Raw genomic sequence first — 261 nt, forward strand, 5'->3', positions numbered from 1 at the left:
GTGGAATTACCCGTCAAAGAACTTTCCCTCGAACCGATTCGCGCCGATGCGATCGTGTTACGTCAGTCGTCGCAAGTGGTTCTGCACGCCGAATTTCAAACCGAACCCAGTGCCGACATTCCCTTTCGGATGGCTGACTATTTCTTGCGAATTTATCGGCGCTATCCGTCAAAACAAATCCGTCAAATTGTGGTGTATTTGAGGCCAAGTGGTTCGCGGTTGGTGTATCAAACCGACTTCGCCACCGGCGGAATGAATCAT

Annotated in this window: 1 pseudogene; it reads left to right on the plus strand. The window is 50.6% G+C overall.

The annotated features are described in order from the left end of the window. Positions 1–261: pseudogene (locus tag AC0QH1_RS02435) on the plus strand (hypothetical protein); the annotation flags it as partial.

The sequence above is a fragment of the Phormidium sp. CCY1219 genome (assembly GCF_055795085.1).